This is a genomic window from Streptomyces sp. NBC_00876 (assembly GCF_045207435.1).
Classification (GTDB): domain Bacteria; phylum Actinomycetota; class Actinomycetes; order Streptomycetales; family Streptomycetaceae; genus Streptomyces.
Map to the genome: position 1 here is coordinate 1,203,679 of NZ_CP108800.1, position 18,175 is coordinate 1,221,853.

Genomic DNA, 18,175 nt, shown 5'->3' on the forward strand with positions numbered 1-18,175 from the left:
GGCCCGGCCCGATCCGGACGAAGGGCCCCGGCTCACCCGTAGTTCAGCGGGTTCGCCGGTGCCGCCGCTGCCGCCACCGCGTCCGCCAGCGGCCCGATGTCTGCGTCGGTGAGCGGCGACACCGTGATCCGTATCCCCTGGGGTGCGGTCATCCGGAACCGGGCACCGGGCGCCACCGCCCAGCCCGCGTGCAGCAGCCGCGCCACCGCACCCGTCTCATCGCTGACCGGCACCCACACATTCATCCCGCTGCGCCCGTGCGCCTCGACACCCCGGACCTCCAGCGCCTGCACGAGAGCGTCCCTGCGGCGTGCGTACGCCCGGGCGACCTCGCGCGAGTCCACGGCGTCCGAGGTCCACAGGTGCACCATCACCCCCTGCAGCAGCCGGCTGACCCAGCCGGGCCCCAGCCGCTGCCGCCCGGACACCCGGTCGGCCGTGACGGCGTCGCCCGTCAGTACGGCGACCCGCAGATCCGGCCCGTACGCCTTGGCCACCGACCGGACGAACGCCCAGCGGTCCGTGGCACCGGCCAGCGGGTGCAGCGGCAGGTCGACAATGGCGTGCCCGTGGTCGTCCTCGATCAGCAGCACCCCCCGGTACCCGGCGAGGACCGCCCGCAGTTCGACCGCGCGCGCGGCACCGATCGCGGCTCCGGTCGGGTTCTGTGCCCGGTCGGTGATGACGACCGCGCGCGCGCCCTCCCTGAGCGCCGCGTCGAGCGCGTCCGGCAGGGGGCCGTCGTCATCGAGCGCGACGGGGACGGGGCGCATGCCCAGGGCCGGAACGAGGTCCAGCAGCCCGCCCCAGCCGGGGTCCTCCACCGCGACCGCGTCGCCCGGCCTGAGATGGGCGACCAGTACCCGTTCGATCGCGTCCAGCGATCCCGAGGTGGCGATCACCGGCCCAGCCGGAACGCCGTCGGCATCGAACCCGGCGCGCACCAGCGCCGCGAACTCCGGGTCCACCGGCGGCTGCGCATACATCCCGGGCGCCCGCGCGTACGCCTCGGCGACCGCGGCGAACGCCTCGCCCAGGGCGGGCAGCAGCGCCGGATCGGGATTGCCCTCACCCAGGTCCCGTACGCCCGGCGGCGCCTCGACCCGCACCGATCCGCGCGCGGTGCTCGCCGGACGCGGCCGGACGCGACTGCCTCTGCGCCCCGCCGTCTCGATCACCCCGCGCTCCCGCAGCGTGCGGTACGCGGCGGCCACCGTGTTGGGGTTCACCTCCAGCCGGCTCGCCAACTCCCGCATCGGCGGCAGCACTTGACCCGGCGCCAGCTCCCCCGAGCCGACGGCCTGCTCCACGCTGGCGGCAATTTCGGATGCACGCCGCCCACTGATCCGATACTCTCCTAGCACAAACATGAGTATGCACTAGTGCAATGGAGTTCGCAATGCCGGAGACCGAACCGCAGCAGACCACGGCCCCGGACGCCTCAGCCGCCTACGCACCGACCGGGCGGACGGTACCGACCCGGTCCCGCGAACGGGCCGCCTACGACCGCGCCCTGATCCACTCGATACTCGACGAGGCATACCTCTGCCACCTCGGCTTCGTGCGCGACGGGGCGCCCGTCGTGCTCCCCACGCTCTTCGGCCGGGTCGGCGAACGGCTCTACGTACACGGATCGACCGGCTCCCGTCCGCTGCGGGCGGCCGGCGGCAGCGACGACGGCCTGGCCGTATGCCTGACGGTGACCCATGTCGACGGCCTGGTGCTGGCCCGGTCCGCCTTCCACCACTCCCTCAACTACCGGTCCGTGGTCGTCCACGGCACGGCGTACACCGTGACCGATCCCGAGGAGCGGCGCACCGCCCTCGACGCGATCGTGGAGCAGGTCGTGCCGGGGCGGTCCGCCGACTCCCGGCCCGCCGACGAGAAGGAGCTGGCGGCCACGGCCGTGATCCGGCTCGACCTGCGCGAGGTCTCCGCCAAGATCCGCACCGGAGGCCCGAACGACGACGAACGGGACCTCACGCTGCCCCACTGGGCCGGCGTCGTCCCCCTCGCACCCGGTTACGCCGCACCGGTCCCCGCCGACGACCTCGACCCGTCGATCCCCGTTCCGGAGTATCTGCGCATCCTCTGAACCATCCCGGGGCGGGGTGGTGCGGCGGATCACCGCACCACCCCGTTCCGGTCAGACGGGAACGACCGCCTCACGTCGGGCGTCGGCGGCGCCGCGGGTCTCGGCGACGGCCTGCCCGACCACTGCGACGAGCAGCAGCAGCGCCCCGGCGACCGTGGCCGCCGAAAGCCGCTCATGGAGCACCACGACGGCGATGACCGCCGCGCTCACCGGTTCGAGCAGCATGACCACCGACACCGTGGCGGCCCGCACCACCGCGGCACCCGCGAAATAGAGCGCGTAGGCGAGCGCGGTCGGGACAGCCGCGACGTACACGAGCAGCACCAGCACCTGAGCCGTCTGCGCGGTCTGCGGGGCAAGCCCCTCACGGGCAGCCATCGGCAGCAGCAGGACCGCGGCGATACCGAAGGCCCAGGCGGTGGTCGTGATCGGATCCGCGCCGCCGCCGTCCCGGCCGAGCCGGCGGGTCAGCAGGGTGATCGCGGCGTAGCCCGCCGCGGAGAGCAGAGCCAGCGCGATCCCGGCGGGCCGCACCGTTCCCGATTCGCCCCCGAGCACCAGTACGGCCAGCCCGGCCAGCGCCCCGACAACGGCGGCGAGCCCCGCGAACCCCAGCCGCTCCCCCAGCGTCAGCCGGGCACCGAGGGCGATGAGGACGGGCCCCGCCCCGAGTGTGACCACCGTCCCGACCGCAAGGCCGGTCGCCTGGACAGCGGCGAAGTACGCGGTCTGGAAGACGGCGAGCCCCACACCGGTGCCGACGATGCGCACCAGCCGTCGGCGCCGCGGCTCGACACGGGTCGCCGCGCGCCGGGGCCGCAGCACCACGGCCGCGAGCAGAAGGACAAGACCGCCGGCGCAGCGCCAGAACGACAGCGCGAGGGGGCCGAGATCGCTGGCCCCGAAGATCAATGAGGCGGCGGCTCCGGCCGTACCCCAGGCCACTCCGGCAATGATCAGATAGCACAGGCTCCGCCCGACGGACAGGCCGGAAGCAGGATTCGACACGTGACTTCTCCAAGGAAGACGGGAAGGTGGTCGCTCGGCTCCGCACGCGGGCAGCGACGAACCGCTCGGGGACTGCCCGAGCCCGGTCTTCGTCAGATGTGGCCGCCCGCGCTAGTCGGCAGGGGGCGGAAGTACGGTCAAATGCATGATCGTCACCCTATGTGGCGGCGCGCCCGGCGGACAACTCCCCCGTGGTCCCCGCAAGGTCACCACCCGGCCCCGAGGCGACGGGCCCGGAGGGCGCTTTCGGCGTCGACGACTGCGCGATGAAGGCGCCGATCAGCACCAGTGAACCGCCGATGAGCTGGGGCGCGGCCAGATGCTCCCCGAGCAGGACCCAGGCGAGCACGGTCGCGATGACCGCTTCCAGGCAGGCGACGACACCGGCGACCGCCGGGGACAGCAGCCGCACCGAGATCACGCCGGTGACGTAGGCGATGACGGTGGCGAGCAGCACGATCCAGGCGAGCAGCACCCAGGCGGGCACTTCCGTGCCGTTCATGCCCGCGCTTCCGCCGAGGAGGGACCAGTCCATGCCCCACGGACGGGCCACCACGGTGAGAACCGCGGCCCCGATCAGCAGCCCGTACGCGATGACCCCGACCGGATGGGGAGGTTCGGCTCCTCCCGCCGCCTCGCCGCTTCCCTGATCGGAGAGGACGAAGTAGCCGACCTGGCAGCAGGCGGCGCCGAGTGCGAGCAGCAGTCCGATGACGTCGAAGCTCAGTCCGGACCACACCTCGACCACACAGGCCAGGCCGCCCACCGCCAGCACCACACCGACGGCGGCCGCCCGGGTCACGGGCCGGCGCTGAACGAAGCGCACCCAGCCGAGGACGAGCGCCGGGGCGAGATACTCGACCAGCAGCGCGACACCGACCGGGATGCGGGAGATCGCCGCGAAGTAGCAGGCCTGCACCCCCGCGACGGCGAGCAGGCCGAATCCCAGCAGCAGCACGGGCCGGCTGCGCACCAGGGCGCGGTGGCGCCAGGCCACGGGCAGCATGACGAGTGCGGCACCCGCCACCCGCAGCCACACCACGTGGAGCGGGTCGAGCCCGGCCTCGATCAGCGGCTTGGCCGCCACTCCTGAACCGCCGAATGCGAAGGCCGAGGCGAGGGCGAGTCCCAGGCCGGCGCTTCTCCCCTGAGACGCGTGCATCGGCACATCATGACAGCTGCCGTCAGGAGCGTCATCCTCATGACACCTGACTTGAGTAACACTCCGATGTCATCGACGCCCCTGACATTCCGAGGGCGGCGCTGCGCCCACCGTCGTCGACCGCGCTGCACGCCCGGCCGGGTGCTGCCGTCCATCCTGATGGACATTGCGGCCTTTCCCGGCCACGACAGGCCATGACTCCGCCCGGGACCGACAGTCGCCCCCGGCCACGACAGGCCATCACTCCGGCCGGGACCGACAGCCGCCCCCGGCGGGACCGGCGGTCACTCCCGCCCGGAGGCCTCGACGATCCGGTCCGCGAGCAGCGCCGCGTCGACACCCGCCCGCTCCAGCACCTCGACGGCCCGGCACTCCGGGTCCGCGGCCAGCGCGGCAAGCAGGTCGAGTCCGCCGGCCCGGTCCTGCCCGCGGAGCCGCGCACGCCGGTGCGCGCCGGCCATCGCGGACGCCGCGGCGGGCGACCAGCCCTCGGCCTCGACCACGGCCTCGGCGTCGGGCGCGCCCTTCACCACCGCACCCGTACCCGAGTTCTCGACGGAGCCCTGCCAGCGGAGCCCATAGCCGATGCTGCGCTGGACGAGGTAGCCGAGCACCCTGGCCGGCTGCGGTCCGCCGCCGAAGGCGGTGCGGACCTCCCGGTCCGACTCGATCAGGGAGTGCAGCAGATGAGCCGTGTCGATCTGACGGTCGCCGTCACGGAGCGCACGCCGGCGCGCACCTGTCACCACGGCGGCCAGCTCCGCAGTGAGCATGGCGTCGGTCTCGGCACGGTGGTTCGGTGCGGGCTGCTGAGGAATCCGCGGCGTCCGGTTCTGCACACCCCCACCTCATCAGTCCGCCCTGGCCGAAACGTCCCCGGAGAGGCCCATTGATGCATCCCACCCGAGTTGGGCACTGGAGAGCGTTCCCTCCTCCTTACGGATGAGATCGCGCCGTGCCGGGATCCGATCCCGGAAAACAGCGCGCGCCGCCTTGCCTCACGCTCCCGGGGCAACCGGAAGCCTCCCCGTACACGTCCCACACGCCGGAGCACTATTGCGGCGGAGGGAGGGGCCGGAGATGAGCTGGCTCGTCGCCCTGCCCGCACTCGACGGGCGCGACTACGTCTACCGGGTCCACGCACCCCACGACGCCCTGCTCGCGGATCTCTTCTGGGCGGCGTTCCACTGCCATGACGACGGACCGCACCCACGCGCCTGCGACCGCTTCGACGAGGCGCGGATCTGGCGGGCGGGAACAGAACCCGCAGATCTGACACTTCATCAGTATTGAATGTTCTCGCCACTGCGGCTACGTTCCGCGACACCGTAACCCGTCGAGAAGGGGTGGTCGTATGGCCGAAGTCAGTGCAGAGGCGCGCATCGAGGCACCGGCCGAGAAGGTCTGGGCCCAGCTGACCGACTTCAGTACGTACGGGGAGTGGAACGCCACCCACACCAGCTTCCCCAAGGGCGGCCCGGCCACGCTCGAACTCGCGGGCACCTACGAGGAGAACATGAAGCTCATGGGCTTCCCCGCCGAAGTGACCTGGACGGTGTCGGAGCTGGAGGACGGCCGCCTGCTGACGACCACGGGGAAGGGCCCGATGGGCGTCAATCTGAAGATGAGCTACGCGCTGACGCCGGACGGGGACGCCACCACGATCCGCATCGACGGCGAATTCACCGGCGCCGCGGTATCCCTGATGGCCGGCAAGCTCAAGGACTCGGCCACGGCCGCGCTGATCGAGTCACTGCGCAAACTGGACGGCCTGATCGTCGCCTGACACCCGGCAGCGACCCTGCGACCGGCCGGCACGCGAAGGGGCCCCGCAGCAGGCCGCGGGGCCCCTCGATGCACCTGTCCTCAGCGATCGCACCGTCCGGCTCAGTGCTCGTCGGCGAGAATGAGATAGAGCTTCTTTCGGGCGTCGTTGATGACCGTGAGCGCCTTCTCGCGCTGATCGGCGGAGCCGGTCTTCCAGACCTGGCCGAACGCCTCCATGAGGCCGAACCCGGCCTGCCGGATCTCGTTCACGCCCTCCCAGTCGACGCCGCGCCCCGCTTCCTCCCAAGGCGCGTCGGGCCCCGACTCCGCCTCGGTGCGGCCGGCGTCGGTGAGCGTGAACAACTTCTTGCCACCCTCGCTCGCGCTGGCGATCAGACCCTCATCCTCCAGCAGCTGAAGGGTCGGATACACCGAGCCCGGGCTGGGCCGCCAGGCCCCTCCGCTGCGCTCGCCGATCTCCTGGATCATCTCGTAGCCGTGCATCGACCGGTCCTTCAGCAACGCCAGGATCGACGCACGCACGTCACCGCGCCGCGCCCTCCCCCGGCCGCCGCCCCGGCCGCGTCCGCCGCCGAAGGGGCCACCCCCGAAGGGACCGCCACCGAAGGGCGGACCGAACTGCCCGAACGCCCGGCGGCCCTCGAAGTCACCCCGCCCCCGCTCCCCGGGCCCGCAGGGGCCGTGCCCATGTCCGTGTCCGTGTTCGTGTCCATGTGAACGCATGACTGCACTCCTTGTTGCATAGTTTCGACTTCTATCGCTGAACTGTCGCGATGCGTCAACGATATATCGGAACCGGTCGCTTGACAAACCCCCTGGCCGGACTGCCGTTGACCTGTGTCAGCGGGATGACCGCCTGCGGGCTTGTGACAGCGGAAGACGACCGCAGACGGCGACGATGACTCGGCTCGACGGGTCTGTAGTGTGCGGCGATGACGAGAAGCGAGCGGCTCGCGGAGCAGTTGGACTGGCACTGGCGCAAGAACCTGCGGCCACGGCTGGACGGTCTTACCGACGAGGAGTACTTCTGGGAGCCGGCGCGCGGCTGCTGGAGCATCCGCCCACGTGGCACATCGGCCGCATCGATGGCGGCAGGTTCGGGGAAGTGGACGATGGATTCCGCGTCCCCTGCCCCGGTGCCGGCGCCGGTGACCACGATTGCCTGGCGGCTGGCGCACATCATCGTCTCGTGCCTGGGCTATCGGGTCGGATGGTACTTCGGCGGCCAGGACGTCGACTCCCGGACATTCGCCTACGCGGGGACCGCTGACGAGGCGCTGGAACAGCTCGATGAGATGTATGGGAGATGGAACGCGGGGGTCCGCGAACTCTCGGACGCCGACCTGGACAATCCGCCCACGGTGGGTCCCGAGCGGTTTCCCATGGAGAACAGGGTCCTGCACGTCAACAGGGAGCTGATCCATCACGGCGCCGAGATTTCCCTGCTGCGCGACCTCTACCGCCGTCAGGACGGAGCCGTATCGCACCGAATATGAGATTCGGTGGCCGGCGATCGTTCTTCGACGCGTGTGCGCAGGCGGACGGGGCGACGGGATCCGCCTGCGCACGAGGGCCGGCTGCCCTGGGCTGCCTTGTTCTCCTCCTCATCGGCCGGTCCTGGGAGTGGGGCCTGCCCGGCGGCAAGCCGACATGGGGACCCGTCGGCCGGGCGGCGCTCGACCGTGCTCCGGCACCCGCCCGACAACAGCGGCCGGCCCGGCGGCGCCGAGCAGGCCGCACTGCTCCCGAGCCGGGCGTATCCCGCCCCGGGGCCTCCGTTCCCCCGCCAGGGACCGGATCGGCCGCGACTCACATTCCGTGCCGCCGGTCCCGGATTGGCCTTGGCCCGTGGGTTCGCTACGCGTCTACGGTCGGGGCATGAGGATCCGTACTGTCGACGCGTTCACCGACCGCCCCTTCACCGGCAATCCCGCAGGGGTCCTGCTGTTCGGCCCCGGGGGGTTCCCCGAGGACATCCGGCTCCAGCAGATCGCCACCGAACTGAACCTGTCCGAGACCGCGTTCGCCCACCCTCTGCCACCCGGCGGCATCGCCGACTGGGCGCTGCGCTGGTTCACCCCGGCCACCGAGGTCGACATGTGCGGCCACGCCACCCTCGCGACCGCCCACGTCCTGCACACCACATCGGCCGCGAGCGGCACCGTTCGATTTTCCGCCCGGTGCGGGATCCTCACGTCGGCCACGCACCCGGACGGCTCGATCACGCTCGACTTCCCGACCGCACCGCTGACCCCCGAGACCCCTCCCGCCGGGCTGGCCCAAGCCCTGGGCGCAGAGCCCGTCTCCGTTCACGACACCGGCCCGCAGGTGGGCGACCTGCTCGTGGAACTGGCCGATGAAGCAGCCGTACGCGGGCTCGCCCCGGACTTCGCGGCGCTGGCCGCCCATTCCCGGCGCGGCGTCATCGCCACGGCCGCGGCCGCCGCTCCCGGCTGCGGCTACGACTTCGTCTCCCGCGGCTTCTTCCCCTCGGTGGGCATCGACGAGGACCCGGTGACGGGCAGTTCCCACACCGCCCTGGCACCGTTCTGGTCGGCGCGGTTCGGCCGCGACGAGCTGACCGGTCTGCAGGCGTCCGCCCGCTCCGGACTGGTCCGCACCTCGCTGCGCGGCGACCGCACTCTGCTGACGGGGCACGCGGTCACGGTCATGGACGGCGAACTGCTTGTCACGCTGTGAAACGCCGGAAGGGGTGCACGGACCACTCCGCACACCCCTCCGGACACCCCGGCCCCGCGCCCGGTCACGGGGTGGGCAGCCAGCCCACTTTCCCGGCCAGCAGCGCGTAACCGACGAACGCCCCGATGTCGAGCAGGGCGTGCGCGGCGACGAGCGGACCCACCCGCTGCCAGCGCCGGTAGAGCAGCACGAAGACGACCCCCATCACCATGTTGCCGATGAAGCCGCCGATGCCCTGGTACAGGTGGTACGAGCCGCGCAATACCGAACTGGCCACCAGGGCGGCCATCGGCGTCCACCCCAACTGCCCCAGCCGCCGCAGCAGATATCCGACGACGATCACCTCCTCCACCACGGAGTTCTGGATCGCCGACAGGATGAGCACGGGGAACTTCCACCACACATCGGGCAGCGACTCGGGCACGACCGTCAGGTTGAAGCCGGCGGCCCGGGCGACCAGATAGAACGCCAGTCCGGCACTGCCGATGCCCGCCGCCACCAACGTTCCGCGCCCCAGGTCCGGCCACGGCCTGGTCCGGTCGAAACCGATGGCCCGCAACCCCGTGCCCTCCCTCATCAGCAGATGCGCCACGAGGGCGACAGGTACCAGGGCCGTCGCGATTCCGAAGAGCTGCCAGGCGAGATCCAGCCAGGGACGTCCCGGCGCGTACGAACTGTTGAGAGTCGCCGCCTGATCCTTCAATCCCCCCGGTTTCGTCAGTGACCCGACAAAACTGATCAGGGCAGACAGCCCGCTCGCCCCCAGCGAGAGAGCCAGCACCAGCATCGTTTCGGACCGCAAGATCCGTCGTGACACGGCCTCCTGGGGATAAGTATCAGCCACGCGCCCCGCCTCCACCTGTACACCTGCCTTCAGTTGTGCATTCACGTCCCATGCCGCTCCCCGTCCGGCTAAGGTCTCGAATGCAGGTACGAAGATCATGCGCGACAGGCCGGGGGACGAGCACCATTGCCGATGGTGTGGTCCCCCTTTTCCTTGTTCATCCTCAAGGAGGGGCACCACCGACATGGGACGTCACAGCTTGCCCGACGACTACGCCCCGGACGGAAGCGGGGGCCGCCCTCCGCGCCGCCGTCGCACCGTCGCCATCGCCACCATGCTCGTTCTCGCCGTGGCGGGCGGAACCGTGGTCGCGGCACAGGGCGGCCTGCTGTCGTTCTCGAAATCCTGCGAGGAGACCGCCGTACACCTGTCCATGATGACCTCCCCCGACATCGCCCCCGCCGTGCGTGCCGTCGCCGACAAGGCACGCAAGGACGATCTGAGATCCGACGGCCGGTGTGTCGACGTGAACGTGGTGTCCCGTGACTCGTACAAGGTCGCCGATGAGCTGGCGAACGGCGCCCACCGGCCGGACTACCAGATATGGCTCCCCGACTCCGATCTCTGGCTGAGCCGGGCGAAGGGCAACGGGGACGCCGTCCCGATCAGTCCGGGCGAATCCATCGCCTCCTCCCCGGTCACGCTCGCCATGGTGCCCGCCGCCGCCAGGAGCCTCGGCTGGCCGGGGAAGAACTACTCCTGGGCGGAGTTGACGGCCGCGGCCATGGAGTCCGACAAGGTACGGCTCGGCGCGGCGGACCCCGCACGCAGCGCCACCGGGCTGCTGGCGCTCACCAGCATCAGCGCCTCCTCCGACAAACAGGGCGGGGACAGCGACACCAGGGTCGCCGCCACCGCGAAACTGCTCGCCGAGCGGATGTCGGACGGCGACACCCAGGTCCTCGAGACGCTGGCCCGGGACGGCTCGGGCGCCGGGAAGGGCGACCCGGCACGCAATCAGGCGGTGCTGCTCTCCGAGCAGGCGGCGTTCAGCCACAACGCCGAGGCGACGGGTGACGGGAAGCTGGACCTCTTCTATCCCAAGGACGGCACCCCTCTGCTCGACTACCCGTTCACGCTGGTCGACGAGGCGGACCAGAGCACGCGGGAGAGCCGGGCCGCGTTGCGGTTCATGACGCTGTTGTCCGAGGACAGCTCCCTGCGCACCCTGCGGGAGCACGGCTTCAGGACCACCGAAGGCACGGCGGACGAGGAACTGGTCGCATCGGCGGGCGGCAAGTCGCCCCAGCCGTACGCCACCTCACCGGGCACCGCGCCGTCGGACGAGACGCTTCAGAAAATGCTCGGCATGTGGACGATCACCGTACAGAGCGCGCGGCTCACCACGGTCGTCGACGCCTCGGGGTCGATGGCCACCATCGTGCCGGGCCGCAACCAGTCCCGGATGGACGTCACCAAGGCGTCCCTCATCCAGGCCCTCAACCAGTTCACTCCGAACGACGAGATCGGCCTGTGGGAATTCGCCACCACCCTCGACGGGGACAAGGACTACCGCCGGCTGGTGCCCACCAGCCGGCTCGGCGACCCGGCGAAGGGAGGAGGCACCCACCGCGAGAAGCTCTCCGCGGCCTTCTCCGCTCTGCAGCCGGTGCCGGACGGCGCGACCGGCCTGTACGACACCACGCTGGCCGCGTTCAAGGAGGCGCAGCGCACGTATGTGAAGGGCAAGTTCAACGCCGTCGTGATCCTCACCGACGGTTCGAACCAGGACGAGCGCTCCATCACCCGCTCCGCCCTCATCGCGGAGCTCAAGTCAATCGCCGACCCGGCGCGACCGGTGCCGCTCCTCGCCATCGCGGTCGGCCCCGACGCGGACCGCGAAGAGGTGAACGAGATAGCCGAGGTGACCGGTGGGGGCGGCTACCAGGTCAACGACCCGGCCGAGATCCAGGCCGTGATCCTCCAGGCGGTCATGACCGCCGCACAGAGCAACCGCGCAGCCGGGGAGTAGGACCGCCGCACAGAGCAACCGCGCAGCCGGGGAGTAGGACCGCCGCCCCGAACCGCTGCGGAGGTACTCCCGGGGCCGCTCACTCCCCCGGCCATGCGGTACGCGGCCGGCGGCCGGTGCGCAACCGACTGGCTGCGCATCCGGCGGCCGGCAGGCGGCGCATCCGGCCGCCCCGCCCGGTCATCGTGCCGGGTTGCCCACCGGCCAGCTGTGCACCGGTTCGCCCTCCTGCATCAGTTCGCCGTAGCGACGGGTCATGGCGGCGAGCGCCGCACCCCGCTCCAGCCCTGCCTCCCGCGCCCGGTGGTAGGTGTCCGCCTGCCAGGACGCACCGTTGGTCCGCCGCCTGCAGCGCTCCTCGATGATCCCCAGGTAGTGGTCGCGGTCCGCCGGCTCGATGTTCCAGGCGTCGAGCCCCGAGGCGGCCAGCGGCAGCAGTTCGTCCCGTACGAGCTTCACGGCGGGTACCCGGGCCAGTCCGCCCGAGCGGCCGGGCCGGGGCCAGAGCAGCTCGGCGTCGATGCCCCGGCGGCAGGCGGTCTCGAAGTTCTCCGCGGCGGCGGCGAACGGCATCCGGGTCCAGACCGGACGTGATTCCTCGGCCAGGGAACGTACGAGTCCGTAGTAGAGCGCCGTGTTGGCGATCACATCGGCGACGGTCGGCCCTGCGGGCAGCACCCGGTTCTCCACCCGGAGGTGCGGAACGCCGTCCGCCAGCCCGTACACCGGCCGGTTCCACCGGTAGACCGTGCCGTTGTGCAGGACGAGCTCCTGGAGCCGTGGCACCCCGCCGTCGGCGAGGACGCGCAGCGGCTCCTCCTCGTCGCAGATGGGCAGCAGCGGGGGGAAGTAGCGGACGTTCTCGTCGAAGAGCTCGTAGGCCGAACCGATCCACCGCTCGCCGAACCAGGTCCGCGGCCGCACCCCCTGGTTCTGGAGTTCGGGCGGCCTGGTGTCCGTGGCCTGCTGGAACAGCGGGGGCCTCGACTCCCGCCACAGCTCCCGGCCGAACAGGAAGGGGGAGTTGGCCCCGATCGCCACCTGGACCGCCGCGACGGCCTGGGCGGCGTTCCACACATCCGCAAAGCGTTCCGGCGTGACCTGAAGATGCAGCTGAACCGATGTGCAGGCCGCCTCCGGCGTGATCGACCCCGAGGTGCAGACGAGTCTCTCCACACCTTCGATATCCAGTGAGAAATCCTCCCCGCGCGCCGCCACCATTTGATCGTTCAGCAGCATGTAGCGGTCCACGTCGGAGAGGTTGGACCGGACCATGTCGTCACGCCCGAGCGTGGGAAGTATTCCGATCATCATGATCCCGGCATCGACCTCACCGGCCTTCCGGTCGGCATATCCGAGTCCGGTCCGCAGCTCCTCGGCCAACTGATCGAGAACACGACCTGCCAGATGATGGGGAACTATGTTGACTTCCAGATTGAACATCCCCAGTTCCGTCTGGAAATCGCGACTGGCGATCCGCTCCAGAACTTGTCCATTCAGCATCTTCGGCATGCCGTCGGAGCCCGTCAGATTCAGCTCGATCTCCATGCCCATGAGGTTGCGCGGCCGGTCGAACCTCCGCTCCGCCAGCAGCCTCCCCAGCCCCTCCAGGCACTGGTGCAGCTTCCGCCGGTACCTCGTCCGATCGGACAGGTCAAAGGCGCCCGCCACGACCTTCTCCCCCATCGAAGTGTCCCTCCTCGAGTGGGCAGCCCGCGGCCCAGGCCGCTCGCATCACGATCGATAATGCCCAGACAACGTGATCCATAACGCTCCGCGGGCGGCATGCACCCGCTAATCTGATGACGGCGGCCGGGGGCACATTCACTCGGCATGACACAGTGCGCAGTTTCCCCGTTCGGGCGCCGGTAAAGCACCGGCAGGTTTCGGCCTACCGCGTCGCGGGAAAAACCCGAGGCGGTGGCTGCGCCGCTCGCACCGAATCAGCGTAATCTCCGCATAATTGAGTCCGAATACAGCCTTGTCGGCAATAGCTGCGGCGGCTAGTGGAAACACCGCGTGAACACGTGTCGTATAAACTCCGCGGACGAGGCAGAGAGTTGACGCACCGGCCCAGTCACCGGCCTCCTCTGGCCCCGCACGCCGACAGCGCCGTCTGCACCCGCCCACGCACCACCGTGTCTCCGAAGTGAGAGGCGACCCACTATGCCGCTGCATGTTCCCCCGGCTCCCGCGCCCGCTCTGCGAAGCGTTCTCGCGGCGCTCGGTTCACCCACCGCGGTCCGCGAGGCCCGAACGCCCGCCCTGCGGTCCGCCCAGGGACCTCTGAGCCCCGAACACCCGCTCCCCGTCCATGTGCTGGACCTCGTCCCGGGCGGGCTGTCACCCACCACCAGGCTCGCGGCCTGGCGCTTCCAGATCCGCAGCACGGAGCGGGCGGTCGCGGCGGCGGACACCATGCTCACCCCGGACGGCTGGACGTTCTCGCACTTCTTCGAGGGCCCGTACATCGCCTCGACCGAACTGGCCCTGCGCCAGGCCGAAGCCACGAGCTCGCACTACCAGCCGAGGCTGCTGTCCATCCCCGACCTCTACATGCTGGCCCTGTGGCTGCACGGGGACACCGGGGCCGACGCGTCCGGCGGGTCCCCCGCACCGGCCGATCTGCTCGTACCGCTGGCTCCCGCCCCACCGGGTATCGCGGCACACCGTCCGCACCGGGTCGCCGACCTGCTCCCCGTGATCGCCACCCGCATCACACCCGGCCCCGGCCCCCTGCTCGGCTCCCCGGCCTGAAGTCCGGCCGCCCCCCACTTGCGCGCACAGTGCCCCGCCGCCGGTTCCGGTGGCGGGGCACAGTGCGCCGGAGCCCGCGCGAGCGCTCACGCCCCATCCGGACTAGTCCTATCCGGCCACCCCGAACCACCCGAAGGGACAGTGCAGTTGCGTTGAACCGTCCGGCCGGGTGATGCGTCATGGGAGGAGAAGAAGCGCTGCTGCGAAATCCCTGCGGATTGACGCCCGTAGGGCAACACTGGGACCGGACCGATCGATACGGGGGCGGCCATGAACACCTCGTCAAGCCGCAGGACATTCAACTCTACGCAGCGAAAGAACCCATCCATGTGCCAGCACCAGCCACCCTGCCCGACAGCCGACTCAGCCGACCGGGAAGCCGCCCGCCAGGTGGCGCACCATCCGGAACAGGGCTGGAGCCTGCTGTGCAACGGCGTCCTGCTCTTCGAGGACACCGGTGAGCTGCTCCCGGACGGGCAGATCATCGCCCCGCACCGGCCGCCGGCGACGAAGCGGGTGATGAAGGCCGCCTGACAGCGGCCCGGTACGGAAGAGGGGCCGGCCCGGAGAAGTCTCCGCACCGGCCCCGACGCATGTCCGCGTCCTGCTTCGGCCTCAGTTGTCGTACTCGTCCAGCGGCGGGCAGGAGCAGACGAGGTTACGGTCACCGAACGCACCGTCGATCCGGCGCACCGGCGGCCAGTACTTGTCGGCGGCCGAGACCCCGGCCGGGAAGACCGCCACCTCACGGCTGTAGCCGTGATCCCAGTCGCCGCCCAGGGCGGCCGCGGTGTGCGGGGCGTTGCTCAGCGGGTTGTCGTCCGCGCTCCACTCACCGGAGGCGACCTTCTCGATCTCGCCGCGAATGGCGATCATCGTGTCGCAGAACCGGTCCAGCTCGGCGAGGTCCTCGCTCTCGGTCGGCTCGATCATCAGCGTCCCCGCGACCGGGAACGACATGGTCGGCGAGTGGAAGCCGTAGTCGATGAGCCGCTTGGCCACATCGTCGATGCTGACACCGGTCGCCCTGGAGATCGGCCGCAGGTCCACGATGCACTCGTGCGCGACCAGTCCGGCCGGGCCGTTGTACAGGATCGGGTAGTGCGGTTCCAGGCGCTTGGCGACGTAGTTCGCGGCGAGTACGGCGACCTGCGTCGCACGCTTCAGACCCTCGCCACCCATCAGGCGTACGTACGACCAGGAGATCGGCAGGATGCCGGCCGAGCCCCACGGGGCCGCCGAGATCGGTCCGACACCGGTCTTGGGACCGGCTGCGGGCTGCAGCGGGTGGTTCGGCAGGTACGGCGCCAGATGGGCGCGCACGCCGACGGGACCGACACCGGGGCCACCGCCGCCGTGCGGGATGCAGAAGGTCTTGTGCAGGTTCAGGTGCGAGACATCGCCGCCGAAGTGACCCGGCTTGGCCAGGCCCACCAGCGCGTTGAGGTTGGCCCCGTCGACGTACACCTGACCGCCGGCGTCGTGCACCTCGGCGCAGATGTCGGCGACGTGCTCCTCGAAGACACCGTGCGTCGACGGGTAGGTGATCATCAGCACGGCGAGCTCGTCGCGGTGCTGTGCGATCTTGGCCCGCAGGTCCTCGACGTCGACCTCGCCGTCGTCGGCGGTCTTCACCACGACGACCTTCATGCCGGCCATCACGGCGCTCGCCGCGTTGGTTCCGTGGGCGGAGGACGGAATCAGGCAGACGGTCCGGCCCTCGTCGCCATTGGCACGGTGGTACGCGCGAACGGCCAGCAGCCCCGCGAACTCGCCCTGCGAGCCGGCATTGGGCTGAATGGAGACCGCGTCGTAGCCGGTGACCTCGGCAAGGCGCTCCTCCAGCTCACGGATGAGCGTCAGGAAGCCCTCGGCCTGCTCGGCCGGTGCGAACGGGTGCAGCGCACCGAACTCGGGCCAGGTGATCGACTCCATCTCGGCGGTCGCGTTCAGCTTCATGGTGCAGGAGCCGAGCGGGATCATGCCGCGGTCCAGCGCGTAGTCGCGGTCGGCGAGCCTGCGCAGGTAGCGCAGCATCGCGGTCTCGGAACGGTGCTGGCGGAAGACCGGGTGGGTCAGGATCGAGTCCGTGCGCAGCAGCCCCTCGGGCAGCGCGTCGACGGTCGTGGCGTCCAGCGCCTCGATGTCGCCGCCGGCACCGAAGGCCGCCCAGACAGCCTCGACCTGCGTACGGGTGGTGGTCTCGTCACAGGCGAGCGAGACGAGGTCGGCGTCGACGAGCCGCAGGTTCACCCCACGGGCGCGGGCGTCGGCGACGACCTCGGCGGCCCTGCCCGGGACGCGGACGGTGAGCGTGTCGAAGTGGGCGCCGGTCACCACGTCGATCCCCGCGGCGCGCAGGCCCTCGGCGAGGATAGCGGCGTAGCGGTGGGTGCGCTGCGCGATCGTCCGCAGCCCCTCGGAGCCGTGGTAGACGGCGTACATGCCGGCCATCACCGCGAGCAGCACCTGAGCGGTACAGATGTTGCTCGTGGCCTTCTCGCGGCGGATGTGCTGCTCGCGGGTCTGCAGGGCCAGCCGGTAGGCCTTGTTCCCGTCCGCGTCCACGGAGACGCCGACCAGGCGGCCCGGCAGGCTGCGGGCGAACTTCTCGCGCACGGCCATGAAGCCCGCGTGCGGTCCGCCGAAGCCCATCGGCACGCCGAACCGCTGCGTGGTTCCTACGGCGATGTCCGCGCCCAGGTCGCCGGGCGAGGTGAGCAGGGTGAGCGCCAGCAGATCGGCGGCCACGGTGACGATGGCGCCGAGCTCGTGGGCCTGCTCGATGACGGGCTTGATGTCCCGCACGGCTCCGGAGGCGCCCGGGTACTGCAACAGCACGCCGAAGACGCCGCGCTCGGCGATCCCGGCCGGGATGCCTTCGCTGAGGTCGGCGACGACGACCTCGACCCCGGTCGGCTCGGCACGCGTCTCTATGACGGCGACGGTCTGCGGCAGGGTGTCCACGTCGACGAGGAAGACCCCGTTCCTGACCTTGCCGACGCGCCGCGCGAGCGCCATGGCCTCGGCGGCGGCGGTGCCCTCGTCGAGGAGCGAGGCTCCGGAGGTGGGCAGCCCGGTCAGCTCGGCGACCATCGTCTGGAAGTTCAGAAGGGCTTCGAGGCGGCCCTGGGAGATCTCCGGCTGGTACGGCGTGTAGGCCGTGTACCAGGCGGGGTTCTCCATCACGTTGCGCAGGATCACCGGCGGGGTGAACGTGCCGTAGTAGCCGAGCCCGATCATCGGGGCCAGGACCTGGTTGCGGTCGGCGAGCAGCCGCAGCTCGGCCAGTACCTCGGCCTCGGTGCGGGCCGACGGCAGCTGCAGCGCCTCCGCGCTCCTGATCGCATCGGGCACGGCGGCCGCGGTGAGCTCGTCGAGCGAGCCGTAACCGACCTGGGCGAGCATCTTCTCCTGCGCCGCGGCGTCAGGACCGATGTGACGCTGCTCGAACGGGATTCCCTGTTCCAGCTGGGAGAGCGAAGTGCGACGGGGGGTCATGATGGAGGCCTCCTGGTCTGTCACGACCTGCGAGGGGCACCACGGCGCGGGGTGCCCGAACGGCCTCCCCCTCTGTCATCTCAACCTGAGAGCTTCACCGGCACCCAGCGGGCACCGGCTTTCACCGTCGGTGAGGGAGAGGTCCGCCCGGCCGATGGCCGCGCGAAACCCGCCCTGCTTTCCAGAGTGACCTCGTCCATGCGGTACGGGGGCCTGAGAGATTCCGGGGAGGATTTGCTCCTTCGGCGCCTCCGGATCTGCTCCGGAGGACTCTCCCGCACGGGGTCAGCAGCCATGGCCAGCCTACCAGCGGCGATCCCGGCAGAGTTTCTCGAGTGGCCGATGCCA

At 70.7% G+C, this 18,175-nt stretch carries 16 protein-coding genes and 1 riboswitch; of the genes, 8 read left to right on the plus strand and 8 right to left on the minus strand.

What is annotated here, in order from left to right; translation table 11 throughout:
• Positions 1–32: 32 nt before the first annotated feature.
• Entirely contained in the window at positions 33–1,364 is a 1,332-nt protein-coding gene (locus tag OG782_RS05235; RefSeq protein WP_406448218.1) for an aminotransferase class I/II-fold pyridoxal phosphate-dependent enzyme, read from the minus strand.
• Positions 1,365–1,399: 35 nt separating this feature from the next.
• Here OG782_RS05235 and OG782_RS05240 point away from each other — a divergent pair, with 35 nt between their 5' ends.
• On the plus strand, positions 1,400–2,095 hold the full coding sequence (locus OG782_RS05240; protein WP_406448219.1) for a pyridoxamine 5'-phosphate oxidase family protein: 696 nt from the start codon (positions 1,400–1,402) through the stop codon (positions 2,093–2,095).
• A 51-nt stretch (positions 2,096–2,146) separates the two neighbouring features.
• On the opposite strand, the gene OG782_RS05245 is transcribed toward OG782_RS05240, so the two are convergent.
• The 3 genes from OG782_RS05245 to OG782_RS05255 all read right to left on the minus strand — a co-directional run bounded on the left by OG782_RS05245 (position 2,147) and on the right by OG782_RS05255 (position 5,104).
• The gene (locus tag OG782_RS05245; protein WP_406448220.1) at positions 2,147–3,103 is read right to left on the minus strand and encodes a DMT family transporter; all 957 of its coding nucleotides are present in this window, start codon (positions 3,101–3,103) and stop codon (positions 2,147–2,149) included.
• 157 nt (positions 3,104–3,260) lie between these two features.
• Positions 3,261–4,265: an EamA family transporter gene (locus tag OG782_RS05250; RefSeq protein ID WP_406448221.1), complete on the minus strand. Its 1,005-nt coding sequence runs from the start codon at positions 4,263–4,265 to the stop codon at positions 3,261–3,263.
• A gap of 284 nt (positions 4,266–4,549) precedes the next feature.
• Positions 4,550–5,104 (minus strand): Clp protease N-terminal domain-containing protein, encoded by a 555-nt coding sequence (locus tag OG782_RS05255; protein ID WP_406448222.1) that lies wholly within the window; start codon positions 5,102–5,104, stop codon positions 4,550–4,552.
• A gap of 241 nt (positions 5,105–5,345) precedes the next feature.
• Between OG782_RS05255 and OG782_RS05260 the strand changes: the two genes are divergently transcribed.
• A complete protein-coding gene (locus tag OG782_RS05260; protein ID WP_406448223.1) occupies positions 5,346–5,558 on the plus strand; it encodes a hypothetical protein in 213 nt (70 codons plus the stop codon).
• 61 nt (positions 5,559–5,619) lie between these two features.
• Positions 5,620–6,051: an SRPBCC family protein gene (locus OG782_RS05265; protein ID WP_406448224.1), complete on the plus strand. Its 432-nt coding sequence runs from the start codon at positions 5,620–5,622 to the stop codon at positions 6,049–6,051.
• A gap of 101 nt (positions 6,052–6,152) precedes the next feature.
• On the opposite strand, the gene OG782_RS05270 is transcribed toward OG782_RS05265, so the two are convergent.
• Complete coding sequence (locus tag OG782_RS05270; RefSeq protein ID WP_406448225.1) at positions 6,153–6,776, minus strand: PadR family transcriptional regulator; 624 nt, start codon at positions 6,774–6,776, stop codon at positions 6,153–6,155.
• Positions 6,777–6,985: 209 nt separating this feature from the next.
• Here OG782_RS05270 and OG782_RS05275 point away from each other — a divergent pair, with 209 nt between their 5' ends.
• Both OG782_RS05275 and OG782_RS05280 read left to right on the plus strand, forming a co-directional pair.
• Positions 6,986–7,549, plus strand: a complete 564-nt coding sequence (locus OG782_RS05275) for a DinB family protein (protein ID WP_406448226.1) — start codon at positions 6,986–6,988, stop codon at positions 7,547–7,549.
• Positions 7,550–7,931: 382 nt separating this feature from the next.
• Positions 7,932–8,753, plus strand: a complete 822-nt coding sequence (locus OG782_RS05280; RefSeq protein WP_406448227.1) for a PhzF family phenazine biosynthesis protein — start codon at positions 7,932–7,934, stop codon at positions 8,751–8,753.
• Positions 8,754–8,817: 64 nt separating this feature from the next.
• Here OG782_RS05280 and OG782_RS05285 read toward each other — a convergent pair whose 3' ends face one another.
• Complete coding sequence (locus OG782_RS05285; protein ID WP_406458866.1) at positions 8,818–9,597, minus strand: CPBP family intramembrane glutamic endopeptidase; 780 nt, start codon at positions 9,595–9,597, stop codon at positions 8,818–8,820.
• 184 nt (positions 9,598–9,781) lie between these two features.
• Between OG782_RS05285 and OG782_RS05290 the strand changes: the two genes are divergently transcribed.
• Positions 9,782–11,569, plus strand: coding sequence for a substrate-binding and VWA domain-containing protein (locus tag OG782_RS05290; RefSeq protein WP_406448228.1), 1,788 nt, complete (start codon positions 9,782–9,784; stop codon positions 11,567–11,569).
• Positions 11,570–11,749: 180 nt separating this feature from the next.
• On the opposite strand, the gene OG782_RS05295 is transcribed toward OG782_RS05290, so the two are convergent.
• The gene (locus OG782_RS05295; RefSeq protein WP_406448229.1) at positions 11,750–13,255 is read right to left on the minus strand and encodes a glutamate-cysteine ligase family protein; all 1,506 of its coding nucleotides are present in this window, start codon (positions 13,253–13,255) and stop codon (positions 11,750–11,752) included.
• A gap of 480 nt (positions 13,256–13,735) precedes the next feature.
• On the opposite strand from OG782_RS05295, the gene OG782_RS05300 reads away from it, so the two are divergent.
• The gene (locus tag OG782_RS05300; RefSeq protein ID WP_406448230.1) at positions 13,736–14,326 is read left to right on the plus strand and encodes a hypothetical protein; all 591 of its coding nucleotides are present in this window, start codon (positions 13,736–13,738) and stop codon (positions 14,324–14,326) included.
• A 327-nt stretch (positions 14,327–14,653) separates the two neighbouring features.
• Positions 14,654–14,860: a DUF5999 family protein gene (locus tag OG782_RS05305; RefSeq protein ID WP_406448231.1), complete on the plus strand. Its 207-nt coding sequence runs from the start codon at positions 14,654–14,656 to the stop codon at positions 14,858–14,860.
• An 81-nt stretch (positions 14,861–14,941) separates the two neighbouring features.
• Here the strand turns inward: OG782_RS05305 and gcvP are convergent, their stop codons facing one another.
• Entirely contained in the window at positions 14,942–17,827 is a 2,886-nt protein-coding gene (gene gcvP, locus OG782_RS05310) for an aminomethyl-transferring glycine dehydrogenase (RefSeq protein WP_406448232.1), read from the minus strand.
• Positions 17,828–18,018: 191 nt separating this feature from the next.
• Positions 18,019–18,115, minus strand: a riboswitch (glycine riboswitch).
• Between the last annotated feature and the right edge of the window lie 60 nt (positions 18,116–18,175).